This is a genomic window from Pseudomonas sp. LBUM1647, assembly GCF_059716175.1.
Map to the genome: position 1 here is coordinate 1,563,975 of NZ_CP166809.1, position 12,802 is coordinate 1,576,776.

The 12,802-nt window shown below is 60.1% G+C and carries 10 protein-coding genes and 1 riboswitch; of the genes, 9 read left to right on the forward strand and 1 reads right to left on the reverse strand.

Going from position 1 to position 12,802, the window contains the following annotated elements; genetic code table 11:
• Positions 1–18: 18 nt before the first annotated feature.
• From ACA059_RS07030 to astE, 7 genes are all read left to right on the forward strand, one after another.
• The gene (locus ACA059_RS07030; protein ID WP_497633221.1) at positions 19–1,239 is read left to right on the forward strand and encodes an aspartate aminotransferase family protein; all 1,221 of its coding nucleotides are present in this window, start codon (positions 19–21) and stop codon (positions 1,237–1,239) included.
• A 213-nt stretch (positions 1,240–1,452) separates the two neighbouring features.
• A complete protein-coding gene (gene aruF, locus ACA059_RS07035) occupies positions 1,453–2,472 on the forward strand; it encodes an arginine/ornithine succinyltransferase subunit alpha (protein ID WP_497633222.1) in 1,020 nt (339 codons plus the stop codon).
• Positions 2,473–2,567: 95 nt separating this feature from the next.
• Positions 2,568–3,593 carry an arginine N-succinyltransferase gene (astA, locus tag ACA059_RS07040; protein WP_497633223.1) on the forward strand — a complete coding sequence of 342 codons (1,026 nt, stop codon included), beginning with the start codon at positions 2,568–2,570 and terminating at the stop codon, positions 3,591–3,593.
• Complete coding sequence (astD, locus tag ACA059_RS07045; RefSeq protein ID WP_497633224.1) at positions 3,593–5,059, forward strand: succinylglutamate-semialdehyde dehydrogenase; 1,467 nt, start codon at positions 3,593–3,595, stop codon at positions 5,057–5,059. Before astA ends, astD begins: the two co-directional genes overlap by 1 nt.
• Before the next feature lie 168 nt (positions 5,060–5,227).
• Complete coding sequence (gene astB / locus ACA059_RS07050) at positions 5,228–6,574, forward strand: N-succinylarginine dihydrolase (RefSeq protein WP_497633225.1); 1,347 nt, start codon at positions 5,228–5,230, stop codon at positions 6,572–6,574.
• A 20-nt stretch (positions 6,575–6,594) separates the two neighbouring features.
• A complete protein-coding gene (locus ACA059_RS07055; RefSeq protein ID WP_033056735.1) occupies positions 6,595–6,882 on the forward strand; it encodes a hypothetical protein in 288 nt (95 codons plus the stop codon).
• 12 nt (positions 6,883–6,894) lie between these two features.
• Entirely contained in the window at positions 6,895–7,905 is a 1,011-nt protein-coding gene (gene astE, locus ACA059_RS07060; protein WP_497633226.1) for a succinylglutamate desuccinylase, read from the forward strand.
• A 132-nt stretch (positions 7,906–8,037) separates the two neighbouring features.
• Here the strand turns inward: astE and ACA059_RS07065 are convergent, their stop codons facing one another.
• Positions 8,038–8,547 (reverse strand): 6,7-dimethyl-8-ribityllumazine synthase, encoded by a 510-nt coding sequence (locus tag ACA059_RS07065; RefSeq protein ID WP_007943897.1) that lies wholly within the window; start codon positions 8,545–8,547, stop codon positions 8,038–8,040.
• Between the two features lie 102 nt (positions 8,548–8,649).
• Positions 8,650–8,820: riboswitch (FMN riboswitch) on the reverse strand.
• 195 nt (positions 8,821–9,015) lie between these two features.
• On the opposite strand from ACA059_RS07065, the gene ltaE reads away from it, so the two are divergent.
• Together ltaE and alaS are read left to right on the forward strand one after the other, a co-directional pair.
• Positions 9,016–10,020 carry a low-specificity L-threonine aldolase gene (ltaE, locus tag ACA059_RS07070; RefSeq protein WP_497633227.1) on the forward strand — a complete coding sequence of 335 codons (1,005 nt, stop codon included), beginning with the start codon at positions 9,016–9,018 and terminating at the stop codon, positions 10,018–10,020.
• Between the two features lie 146 nt (positions 10,021–10,166).
• Positions 10,167–12,791 (forward strand): alanine--tRNA ligase, encoded by a 2,625-nt coding sequence (alaS, locus tag ACA059_RS07075; RefSeq protein ID WP_497633228.1) that lies wholly within the window; start codon positions 10,167–10,169, stop codon positions 12,789–12,791.
• Positions 12,792–12,802: the final 11 nt, after the last annotated feature.

Here is a 12,802-nt window from a genome sequence, read left to right on the forward strand (position 1 = left end):
CCTCATCAGGAGACTCCGATGTCCGTTGAGCACGCTGCGGTACAACGCGCCGATTTCGACCAGGTAATGGTTCCCAACTACGCGCCTGCCGCATTCATCCCTGTGCGTGGCGCCGGTTCCCGCGTCTGGGACCAGTCTGGCCGCGAGCTGATCGACTTCGCCGGCGGGATTGCCGTTAACGTATTGGGCCATGCGCACCCGGCGCTGGTCAGTGCCTTGACCGAGCAGGCGAACAAGCTGTGGCACGTCTCCAACGTCTTCACCAATGAGCCGGCCTTGCGCCTGGCCCATAAGCTGATCGACGCCACGTTTGCCGATCGCGCGTTCTTCTGCAACTCCGGCGCCGAAGCCAACGAGGCCGCCTTCAAGCTGGCCCGTCGCGTCGGTTTCGATCGTTTCGGCAGCGAGAAGTACGAAATCATCGCCGCGCTCAACAGCTTCCACGGTCGTACCCTGTTCACCGTGAACGTCGGTGGCCAGTCGAAGTATTCCGATGGCTTCGGTCCGAAGATCACCGGTATCACCCACGTGCCGTTCAATGATCTGGCCGCTCTGAAAGCCGCTATTTCCGACAAGACTTGTGCCGTGGTGCTCGAACCGATCCAGGGCGAGAGCGGCGTGATCCCGGCTGAACTCGAGTACCTGCAAGGCGCCCGTGAACTGTGCACCGCGCACAACGCGCTGCTGATTTTCGACGAAGTGCAAACCGGTATGGGCCGCAGCGGCAAGCTGTTCGCCTACCAGCATTACGGCGTGATCCCGGACATCCTGACCAGCGCCAAGAGCCTGGGCGGTGGTTTCCCGATCGCCGCGATGCTGACCACCGAAGACCTGGCCAAACACCTGGTCGTCGGCACTCACGGCACCACCTACGGCGGTAACCCGCTGGCGTGTGCTGTCGCTGAAGCCGTGATCGACGTGGTTAATACCCCTGAAGTGCTGGCCGGCGTCAACGCCAAGCACGACAAGTTCAACGCCCGCCTGGAACAGATTGGCGAGAAGTACGGCCTGTTCACCCAGGTCCGTGGTATGGGCTTGTTGATCGGTTGCGTGCTGAACGATGCCTGGAAAGGCAAGGCCAAGGACATCTTCAACGCCGCTGAAAAAGAAGGCCTGATGATTCTGCAAGCCGGCCCGGACGTGGTTCGTTTCGCGCCAAGCCTGGTGGTTGAAGACGCCGATATCGATGCCGGTCTCGACCGTTTCGAGCGCGCCGCGGCCAAACTGACTCAAGCCTGATAGGCCCTTCGGCGCCTGAGTTTCAGGCGTCGAAACAATTTTTGTTCCAGACCGGACCAAATGTGGGAGCGAGCCTGCTCGCGAAGAGGGCCTGACAGCCAACATCTTTGTTGACTGACAGGACGCAATCGCGAGCAGGCTCGCTCCCACAGTGTCTCAGTGATCTGTCTGGACTATTTCCCTCAAAGAGTTTTATGAGAAAGGAGTGACACCATGCTGGTGATGCGCCCCGCGCAAATGGCTGATCTGGGCGAGGTACAGCGTCTGGCTGCGGACAGCCCGATTGGTGTCACTTCCTTGCCGGATGACGTTGAACGCCTGAGCGACAAGATCGCGGCAAGCGAAGCCTCGTTCGCCGCCGAAGTCAGCTTCAACGGTGAAGAGAGCTATTTCTTCGTCCTCGAAGACACCGCCACCGGCAAACTGGTGGGATGCTCGGCCATCGTTGCGTCGGCCGGTTATTCCGAGCCGTTCTACAGCTTCCGTAATGAAACCTTTGTGCACGCTTCCCGCGAGCTGAAGATTCATAACAAGATCCACGTGCTCTCCCAGTGCCACGACCTGACCGGCAACAGTTTGCTGACCAGTTTCTACGTGCTGCCGGAGCTGGTGGGGTCGGCTTGGTCGGAACTCAACTCCCGGGGTCGCTTGCTGTTCGTGGCCAGCCATCCGGAGCGTTTTGCCGATTCTGTGGTGACCGAGATCGTCGGTTATAGCGATGAGAATGGTGATTCGCCGTTCTGGGATGCCATCGGTCGTAATTTCTTCGACCTCAACTACGCCGCTGCCGAGCGTCTGTGCGGTCTGAAGAGCCGGACGTTCCTGGCCGAGCTGATGCCGCATTACCCGATCTATGTGCCGCTGCTGCCGGACTCCGCTCAAGAGGCGATGGGCCAGGTGCACCCACGGGCGCAGATCACCTTCGACATCCTGATGCGCGAAGGCTTCGAGACCGATCACTACATCGACATTTTCGACGGCGGCCCGACCCTGCACGCCCGTGTTTCGGGGATCCGTTCGATCGCCCAGAGCCGAGTAGTCCCGGTGAAAATCGGCGAGCCAGTCAAAGGTGCCGGTCGTCAGTACCTGGTGGCGAATGCCCAGTTGCAGGATTACCGCGCCGTTTTGCTTGAGCTCGATTACGCGCCGGGCAAACCCGTGACCCTGGATGTTGAGGCGGCCGAAGCCTTGGGCGTCGGTGAAGGTGCCAGCGTGCGCCTGGTGGCGGTTTAACGTCTGCTGCTACGCCTGGAAAGTTTGCTTGGAAAGAATGCCTAAAAAGCAGCGAGTTTCACGGGTGGCGCAAGCGGCCCGTTTGAGGAGATAGCATGATCGTTCGTCCCGTACGCAGCAGCGATTTACCCGCTCTGATCGACCTGGCCCGCAGCACCGGCACCGGCCTGACCACCTTGCCGGCCAATGAAGAGCGTCTGGCCCATCGGGTCGGCTGGGCCGAGAAGACCTTCCGCGGCGAAGCCGGGCGGGGCGATGCAGACTACCTGTTCGTGCTCGAAGACGATGACGGCCGCGTGGTGGGTATTTCCGCTATCGCTGGCGCCGTTGGTCTGCGTGAGCCTTGGTACAACTTCCGGGTTGGCCTGACGGTCAGCGCTTCGCAAGAGCTGAACATCTACCGCGAAATCCCGACGCTGTTCCTGGCCAACGACCTGACCGGTAACTCCGAGCTGTGCTCGCTGTTCCTGCACGCCGACTACCGCACCGGCCTCAACGGCCGCATGTTGGCCAAGGCTCGGATGCTATTCATCGCCGAGTACCCGCAACTGTTCGGCAACAAGATCATCGCCGAGATGCGCGGCATGTCCGACGAAGCCGGGCGTTCGCCGTTCTGGGAAAGCCTGGGGCGTCACTTCTTCAAGATGGAATTCAGCCAGGCTGACTACCTGACTGGCGTGGGCAACAAGGCTTTCATCGCCGAACTGATGCCGAAATTCCCGCTTTACACCTGCTTCCTGTCGGAAGATGCGCGCAACGTGATCGGCCAGGTTCATCCGGACACCGAGCCGGCGTTGGCCATGCTCAAAAGCGAAGGTTTCAGCTATCAAGGCTACGTCGACATCTTCGACGCCGGTCCTGCGGTGGAGTGCGAAACCGGCAAGATCCGTGCAGTGCGCGACAGCCAGGCGCTGGTGCTGGCCATCGGCACGCCGGGTGACGACGCCACACCGTTCCTGATTCATAACCGCAAGCGCGAAGACTGCCGGATCACTGCTGCTCCTGCACGTTTCGCCGCCGGTACGCTGGTGGTCGATCCGCTGACCGCCAAACGTCTTCAACTCAACGCCGGCGATCAAGTGCGCGCCGTTCCGTTGTCCGCTGCCAGGGAGTCGAAATAATGAATTCGCTATACGTCGCAGGTGAATGGCTGGCCGGCCAAGGTGAAGCCTTTCAGTCGCTGAACCCGGTAACCCAACAAGTGCTGTGGGCCGGCGAAGGCGCTACCACTGCTCAGGTTGAATCGGCCGTGCAAGCCGCGCGCCAGGCATTTCCGGGCTGGGCCCGACGTACTCTGGAAGAGCGCATCACCGTGCTGGAGGCCTTTGCCACCGCGCTGAAGAACAATGCTGACGAACTGGCTCGCACCATCGGTGAAGAAACCGGCAAGCCCTTGTGGGAAGCGGCGACCGAAGTCACCAGCATGGTCAACAAGATTGCGATCTCGGTGCAGAGCTACCGCGAACGTACCGGCGAGAAGAGCGGCCCATTGGGCGATGCCACCGCCGTGTTGCGCCACAAGCCACACGGTGTGGTCGCGGTATTCGGGCCTTATAACTTCCCTGGTCACCTGCCGAACGGTCACATCGTGCCGGCGCTGCTGGCCGGTAACAGTGTGCTGTTCAAACCCAGCGAGCTGACGCCGAAAGTCGCCGAACTGACGGTCAAGTGCTGGATCGAAGCCGGTCTGCCGGCAGGCGTGTTGAACCTGCTGCAAGGCGCTCGCGAAACCGGTATCGCCCTGGCGGCGAACCCGGGCATCGATGGCTTGTTCTTCACCGGCTCCAGCCGCACCGGCAATCACCTGCATCAACAGTTTGCCGGTCGTCCGGACAAGATCCTCGCGCTGGAAATGGGCGGTAACAACCCGCTGGTGGTTGATCAGGTTGCGGACCTCGATGCTGCCGTTTACACCATCATTCAGTCGGCGTTCATTTCTGCCGGTCAGCGTTGCACCTGCGCCCGCCGCTTGCTGGTGCCGCAGGGCGCCTGGGGCGACACACTGCTGGCGCGTCTGGTGGCGGTCAGCCGTACGATTGAAGTCGGCGCGTTTGATCAGCAACCGGCACCGTTCATGGGCTCGGTGATTTCTCTCGGCGCTGCGAAAGCACTGATGGATGCGCAGGAACATCTGCTGGGTAACGGCGCAGTAGCATTGCTGGAAATGACTCAACCTCAAGCTCAAGCCGCCTTGCTGACCCCGGGCATTCTGGACGTCACGGCAGTGGCTGATCGCCCTGACGAAGAGCTGTTCGGCCCGCTGCTGCAAGTGATCCGCTACGCTGATTTTGAGGCGGCGATCGCTGAAGCCAACGACACCGACTATGGCCTGGCGGCCGGTCTGCTGTCGGATTCCGAAGCGCGTTATCAGCAGTTCTGGCTGGAAAGCCGTGCGGGCATCGTCAACTGGAACAAACAGCTGACCGGTGCTGCGAGCAGCGCGCCATTCGGCGGTGTCGGCGCCTCGGGCAACCACCGCGCCAGCGCCTACTACGCGGCAGATTACTGCGCGTACCCGGTTGCTTCGCTGGAAACTCCGAGCCTGGTGATGCCTGCGACCCTTACGCCAGGCGTGAAAATGGCGTAACGCCCATTCGCGGGCAAGCCCGCTCCCACAGGATTTGCGTCGGACACAAAGTGTGTGAACACCTCCGAACCTGTGGGAGCCGGGCTTGCCCGCGATGGCCGCGACCCGGTCGCACTGAACAGTTAGTTACTGATGCCTATAACAACAGATTCTCGTGGAGCCTCGCTGATGAAATCCTATGAAGTCAATTTTGACGGTCTAGTGGGGCCGACCCATAACTACGGCGGTTTGTCCTACGGCAACGTCGCGTCCCAGAGCAATAGCCAGCAGTCTTCGAACCCGAAGGAAGCCGCGCTGCAAGGCCTGGCGAAAATGAAATCGCTGATGGAAATGGGCTTTCAGCAGGGCGTTCTGGCGCCACAGGAACGCCCGGACGTGGCAGCCCTGCGTCGCTTGGGTTTCAGCGGCACCGACGCTCAGGTGATCGAGCAGGCGGCTAAAGATGCAATGCCGTTGCTGGTGGCCAGTTGCTCGGCGTCGAGCATGTGGGTGGCCAACGCCGCCACTGTCAGCCCGAGTGCCGACACTGCGGATGGCCGTGTGCATTTCACCGCGGCTAACCTGAACTGCAAATATCACCGCAGCATCGAACACCCGACCACCAGTCGCGTGCTGGGGGCGATGTTCGCTGACCAGAAGCACTTCGCTCACCACGCCGCCTTGCCGGCCGTGGCACAGTTCGGTGACGAAGGCGCAGCCAACCACACCCGTTTCTGCCGTGAATACGGCGAAGCGGGCGTCGAGTTCTTCGTGTTCGGTCGCAGCGCGTTCGACACCCGTTACCCGGCACCGCAGAAATACCCGGCACGCCAGACCCTCGAAGCCTCCCAGGCGGTTGCCCGCCTGCACGGTCTGAGCGATGACGGCGTGGTCTACGCTCAGCAGAACCCTTCGGTGATCGATCAGGGCGTGTTCCACAACGATGTGATCGCGGTGGGCAATGGCGAGGTGCTGTTCTATCACGAGGACGCGTTCCTCGACACCGAGCAGATGCTGGCCGAATTGCAGAGCAAACTCGCTAAAGTCGGTGGGAAATTTCAGTCGGTCTGCGTACCGCGTTCCGCAGTCACCGTGGAAGACGCTGTTCGGTCCTACCTGTTCAATAGCCAACTGCTGTCGCGTCCTGACGGCACGATGCTGTTGATCGTGCCGGAAGAATGCCGTGGCAACGAGCGTGTCTGGCAGTACCTGCAAGGTTTGACCAGCTCCGGCGGCCTGATCCGCGAAGTGAAAGTGTTCGATTTGAAGCAAAGCATGCAGAACGGCGGCGGCCCGGCTTGCCTGCGACTGCGCGTCGCGCTCAACGAAACCGAACTGGCGGCCGTCAACCCAGGGGTTATCATGACGGCACCGTTGTACGGCACGCTGACCGAATGGGTCGACAAGCACTACCGCGACCGCATGACCGAAAACGATCTCGCGGACCCGCAATTGCTGCTTGAGTGCCGGACGGCACTGGATGAACTGACGCAAATCCTTAAACTGGGCGCGGTTTATCCATTCCAGATCAATTGAACGTCGAGAGCGTAAAAAACATGAGCGATACCCTGCAGCTGATCCTTGAAGACACCGACGGCACGCAACTGGAAACCTCCTGCACCCGCGTCGCGGTCATGTGGCAAGGCAAAGAGCTGTGGATTCAGCAAGACGGCCGCGGCCAATTGCTGATCGGCGTGGACGTCGAAGAAGGTGACGCTGAATACGCAAACCTGCTGCTGCGCCCATTGGCGACTAATCTGGTAAGTCTGCAACTGGAAATGGAACCGGCTGAAGTCGGTGACGAAGACCACGTGCACGGCCCGGATTGCGCGCACGACCACTAAGGAAACCGCTCTATGCTCGCCCTCGGCAAACTGCTTGAACTGACCCTCGCCGGCCGCGAACCGGCGGAGAAGACTCAACTGACTGTCGAAGGCGTGCGCATGCGCTGGTTGAGCGAAGGTGCGCTGGAAGTCCGGCCACCTGAAGCCCGCGACAACGGCCTGGACCTGCTGCTATCGGCCGGCATCCATGGCAACGAAACAGCGCCGATCGAGTTGCTTGATCGCCTGTTGCACGACATTGCCCGCGGCGATCTTAAGCCCCGCGCACGTATTCTGTTCCTGTTCGGCAACCCGGAAGCGATTCGCAAAGGCGAGCGCTTCATCGAGCAGGACGTCAATCGGCTGTTCAACGGCCGTCACGAACAAAGCAGCGGCTCCGAAGCCCTGCGCGCGTGTGAACTGGAGCGGCTGGCGGCGAGTTTCTTCAGCCTGCCGGATCGCAACCGTCTGCACTACGACCTGCACACGGCCATTCGCGGTTCGAAAATCGAACAGTTCGCGCTGTATCCCTGGAAAGAAGGCCGTCAGCATTCACGCCTGGAACTGGCGCGCCTGCGTGCCGCCGGCATGGAAGCAGTGCTGCTGCAAAACAAGCCGTCCATCGTTTTCAGCTCCTACACTTACGACAAACTCGGTGCCGAGGCTTTCACGCTTGAGTTGGGCAAGGCGCGGCCATTCGGGCAGAACGACGGGGTCAACGTCGATCTGCTGGAAACCCGCCTCAAACAGATTATCGAAGGCAACGAGCCGGCCCAGACCGAAGAGGCGCTGGACGGTTTGCAGCTGTTTAGCGTGGCGCGAGAAATCATCAAGCACAGCGATAGCTTTCGCCTGAACCTGCCAGTGGACATCGAGAACTTTTCGGAGTTGGAAGTGGGTTACCTGCTGGCCGAAGACATCGCCCAGACCCGGTGGATCATTGAGGAGGAGGGTGCCCGGATCATCTTCCCGAACCCCAAGGTCAAGAACGGCCTGCGCGCCGGCATCCTGATTGTGCCGACTACCGACGAAAACCTCGCCTGACAGCGATCTCAAGCTCACCATAAAACCCATGTGGGAGCGAGCTTGCTCGCGATAGCGGTATATCAGTCAACATAGTCCTCGACTGACAGTCCGCCATCGCGAGCAAGCTCGCTCCCACAGGTTATTCGGTGTTTAGACGGCTACCGCACGTGGCTCGCTACGACGCAACGCACGCATCTTGTGCAACGTATCCGCGCACGTCTTCGCCGCTTCCTGGCCCTTATGCACAAAGTGCTCGAAGAAGAATTTCTGATGTTCTTCGCCGGCATGGAAGTGGTGCGGGGTCAAAACCACCGAGAACACCGGCACTTCGGTTTCCAGCTGAACTTGCATCAAACCGCTGATCACCGACTGGGCGACGAATTCGTGGCGATAGATACCGCCGTCGACTACCAGACCCGCCGCGACGATGCCGGCATAACGACCGGACTTGGCCAGTAGCTTGGCGTGCAGCGGAATTTCAAAGGCGCCGCCGACTTCGAAGAAATCGATCTCCGACTCCTGATAACCCTGAGCAATCATTTCGGCGACAAAGCCTTTACGGCTCTGATCGACGATTTCCTTGTGCCAGCAGGCCTGGATGAACGCAACGCGCTCGCCCTGATGGTTTTTGCTTTTGCTATCGATTGCGGTGGGTTGCATGTTCTGACTCCTGTTTATGTAAAAAACAGGGCATATGAATCGAATGGGATTTAAGGGTACGCACGCTCGCACGAATGCCTGCGGACGGCCCTTTGGCGCCAATCCCGTTCTCTCTTCATCCGGACTATGACCGTCGGCCCCGGGATCACACCGGGTCTGCTGACCTTGCCAACATCACAGCCATTGCCGTGCCTGTCGCCAAGCGCTCGCGGGCTATGCGCATTGCGCGCAATTACCGCCGGTGGGGAGTTGCACCCCGCCCTGAGAACGTTTTGCCGCCAGATTGTTTGGCGGCGAAGCGTTTTTAACACATATTTCTCACCTGTGCATTGCTGCTATCTGATGATTGCTATCGACTTTTTCGTCGGTTCTAGAAGCCTTTTCCTACTCAAGGGTTGATTATTCATCGGCATGACCGCAGTAATTCCTGACTGAAAGGGATTTTCCCTGCTTACCGAGGCCAGATTCATGAGCGTTATCGATCTTCGCAGCGACACCGTCACCCAACCGACCGCAGGGATGCTCGACGCGATGGCCACTGCGGCCACCGGTGACGACGTTTACGGCGAAGATCCGACGGTCAATCGTCTGGAAACCGAGCTTGCAAATCGGTTGGGTTTTGCTGCGGCGCTGTTTGTTCCGACGGGCACCATGAGCAATCTGCTGGGCTTGATGACCCACTGCGAACGCGGTGACGAATACATCGTCGGCCAGCAGGCGCACACGTATAAGTACGAAGGTGGCGGCGCGGCGGTGCTCGGCTCGATCCAGCCGCAGCCACTGGAAGTGCAGGCCGACGGCTCGCTGGACCTGGCGCACGTCGCGGCGGCGATCAAACCGGATGACTTCCACTTCGCCCGCACCCGTTTGCTGGCGCTGGAAAACACCATGCAGGGCAAGGTTTTGCCGCTGGAGTATCTGGCGCGGGCTCGAAGCTTTACCCGTGAACATGGGTTGCAGCTGCACTTGGACGGCGCGCGGCTGTACAACGCGGCGGTCAAGCTGGGTGTCGATGCCCGTGAGATCACTCAGTATTTCGATTCCGTCTCGGTCTGCCTGTCCAAGGGCCTGGGCGCGCCGATCGGTTCGGTGCTGTGTGGTTCGGTCGAGTTGATCGGCAAGGCGCGGCGTCTGCGCAAGATGGTCGGCGGCGGCATGCGCCAGGCCGGGATTCTGGCAGCGGCGGGTTTATACGCGCTGGATAACAACGTTCAGCGTCTGGCTGATGACCACGCCAATTCGCAGTTGCTGGCCGAAGGCTTGCGAGCTGCGGGTTACGAAGTAGAGCCGGTGCAGACCAACATGGTTTACGTGCAGATGGGCGACAAGGCTGAGGCCATCAAAGCGTTTGCCGCCGAACGCGGGATCAAGCTCAGCGCTGCTGGCCGCCTGCGGATGGTCACGCACATGGACGTCAGCCGCGCACAAATCGAGCAGGTCGTCGCGACATTCGTCGAGTTTTCTCGTAACTGATAGCGTTAGCGGTCCAATTGACCGTTTCTATCGTATAAACACGCTGTACCCCGCGCGCTGGGCCGATATAATGCGGCCCTTTGCCGTCGCTTCGTCTGTTGACGTTTCGCACAGGCCTTTGGCCGCAGCCTCCGTGGAAGAACCTAATGAAAAGCGCAGAAATCCGTGAAGCCTTCCTTCGCTTCTTCGAAGAGCAAGGCCACACCCGTGTAGCCTCCAGCTCTTTGATTCCGGGCAACGACCCAACCCTGCTGTTCACTAACGCGGGGATGAACCAGTTCAAGGACTGCTTCCTGGGCCAGGAAAAACGCGCGTACACCCGCGCGGTCAGCAGCCAGAAATGCGTGCGCGCCGGCGGCAAGCACAACGACCTGGAAAACGTCGGTTATACCGCCCGTCACCACACATTCTTCGAAATGCTGGGTAACTTCAGCTTCGGTGATTACTTCAAGCGCGATGCGATCACCTACGCCTGGAACTTCCTGACGTCCGACCAGTGGCTGAACCTGCCGAAAGAAAAGCTCTGGGTCACCGTCTACGCCAGCGATGACGAGGCCTACGACATCTGGACCAAGGAAATCGGTGTTCCGGCAGAGCGCATGGTTCGTATCGGCGACAACAAAGGCGCGCCGTACGCGTCCGACAACTTCTGGACCATGGGCGATACCGGCCCGTGCGGTCCTTGCACCGAGATTTTCTACGATCACGGCGCCGACATCTGGGGCGGCCCGCCGGGCTCGCCGGAAGAAGATGGCGACCGTTACATTGAAATCTGGAACAACGTGTTCATGCAGTTCAACCGCACCGCCGATGGCGTGTTGCACCCGCTGCCAGCGCCGTCGGTCGATACCGGCATGGGCCTGGAGCGGATCAGCGCCGTGCTGCAACACGTTCACTCGAACTATGAAATCGACCTGTTCCAGAGTCTGTTGAGTGCATCGGCCAAGGCCATCGGTTGCACCAACGACAATCAGGCGTCCCTGAAAGTCGTCGCCGACCACATTCGCTCGTGCGGTTTCCTGATTGCCGACGGTGTGCTGCCGTCCAATGAAGGCCGCGGCTACGTGCTGCGCCGGATCATTCGTCGCGCCTGCCGTCACGGCAACAAGCTGGGCGCCAAGGGCAGCTTCTTCTACCAGATCGTTGCGGCACTGGTCGCCGAGATGGGCGAAGCCTTCCCTGAGCTGAAATCCCAGCAGGCGCACATTGAGCGCGTACTGAAAGCTGAAGAAGAGCAGTTCGCCAAGACCCTGGAGCAGGGCCTGAAAATCCTCGAGCAGGATCTGGCCGATCTCAAAGGCGACGTGGTGCCGGGCGACGTAGTGTTCAAGTTGTACGACACCTACGGTTTCCCGATGGACCTGACCGGCGACATCGCTCGCGAACGCAGCCTGACCATCGACGAAGAAGGCTTCGAGCGCGAAATGGAAGCCCAGCGCGTCCGTGCCCGTTCCGCCAGCTCCTTCGGCATGGACTACAACAGCCTGGTCAAGGTTGATGTGGCCACCGAATTCACCGGCTATGAAGCGACTAAAGGTTCGGCGAAAGTCGTTGGCCTCTATAAAGATGGCCAGTCGGTCGACGTGCTCAGTGAAGGGGAAGAGGGTGTGGTTGTACTGAACCAGACGCCGTTCTACGCTGAATCCGGCGGTCAGATTGGCGACTGCGGTTACCTTCAGGTCGGCAATGCACGCTTTGACGTACGCGACACCACCAAAACCGGTGGCGCATTCTTGCATCACGGCGTGCTGGCGTCGGGCAGCCTGACCATCGGCGCGCCGGTAGAAACTCATGTTGATGCTGAAGTGCGTCATGCGACTTCGTTGAACCACTCGGCGACTCACTTGCTGCACGCGGCATTGCGTCAGGTGTTGGGCGAACACGTTCAGCAGAAAGGCTCGTTGGTCGACAGTCAGCGCCTGCGCTTCGACTTCAGCCACTTTGAAGCCATCAAGCCTGAGCAGCTGAAGGCGCTGGAAGACATCGTCAACGCCGAGATTCGCAAGAACTCCGAAGTTGAAACCGAAGAAACCGATATCGAAACCGCCAAGCAGAAGGGCGCGATGGCGCTGTTCGGCGAGAAGTACGGCGACAATGTGCGCGTACTGAGCATGGGCGGTGATTTCTCCGTCGAGCTGTGCGGCGGTATCCACGCCAACCGTACCGGCGACATCGGCTTGTTGAAGATTATCAGCGAAGGCGGTGTGGCCTCCGGCGTGCGTCGTATCGAAGCGGTCACCGGCGCCGCGGCGCTGGCATACTTGAACGCTGCTGAAGAACAACTCAAGGAAGCGGCCAATCTGGTCAAGGGTAGCCGCGACAACCTGATCGACAAGCTGTCGGCTGTGCTGGAGCGCAACCGTCTGCTGGAGAAGCAACTCGAGCAGTTGCAGGCCAAGGCTGCCAGCGCGGCGGGCGACGATCTGTCGGCTTCTGCTCTGGATGTCAAAGGCGTGAAAGTGCTGGCCGTGCGTCTGGACGGTCAGGACGGCAAGGCGCTGCTGGCGCTGGTCGATCAACTGAAAAACAAACTCGGCCGCGCAGTGATCCTGCTCGGCAGTGTCCATGAGGAAAAGGTCGTTCTGGTTGCAGGCGTAACCAAAGACCTGACTGGCCAACTCAAAGCCGGTGATTTGATGAAGCAAGCCGCTGCGGCAGTGGGCGGGAAGGGCGGTGGTCGTCCAGACATGGCGCAAGGCGGTGGTACTGACGCTGGCGCACTGGATGCGGCATTGGCCCTGACTGTTCCATTTGTAGAGCAGGGTTTATAAGGCAGTGTGTC

Bases quoted from the DNA above. Each gene is read 5' to 3' on its own strand.
- ACA059_RS07030 (WP_497633221.1), top strand. From the start codon at position 19: ATGTCCGTTGAGCACGCTGCGGTACAACGCGCCGATTTCGACCAGGTA.
- aruF (WP_497633222.1), top strand. From the start codon at position 1,453: ATGCTGGTGATGCGCCCCGCGCAAATGGCTGATCTGGGCGAGGTACAG.
- astA (WP_497633223.1), top strand. From the start codon at position 2,568: ATGATCGTTCGTCCCGTACGCAGCAGCGATTTACCCGCTCTGATCGAC.
- astD (WP_497633224.1), top strand. From the start codon at position 3,593: ATGAATTCGCTATACGTCGCAGGTGAATGGCTGGCCGGCCAAGGTGAA.
- astB (WP_497633225.1), top strand. From the start codon at position 5,228: ATGAAATCCTATGAAGTCAATTTTGACGGTCTAGTGGGGCCGACCCAT.
- ACA059_RS07055 (WP_033056735.1), top strand. From the start codon at position 6,595: ATGAGCGATACCCTGCAGCTGATCCTTGAAGACACCGACGGCACGCAA.
- astE (WP_497633226.1), top strand. From the start codon at position 6,895: ATGCTCGCCCTCGGCAAACTGCTTGAACTGACCCTCGCCGGCCGCGAA.
- ACA059_RS07065 (WP_007943897.1), bottom strand. From the start codon at position 8,547: ATGCAACCCACCGCAATCGATAGCAAAAGCAAAAACCATCAGGGCGAG.
- ltaE (WP_497633227.1), top strand. From the start codon at position 9,016: ATGAGCGTTATCGATCTTCGCAGCGACACCGTCACCCAACCGACCGCA.
- alaS (WP_497633228.1), top strand. From the start codon at position 10,167: ATGAAAAGCGCAGAAATCCGTGAAGCCTTCCTTCGCTTCTTCGAAGAG.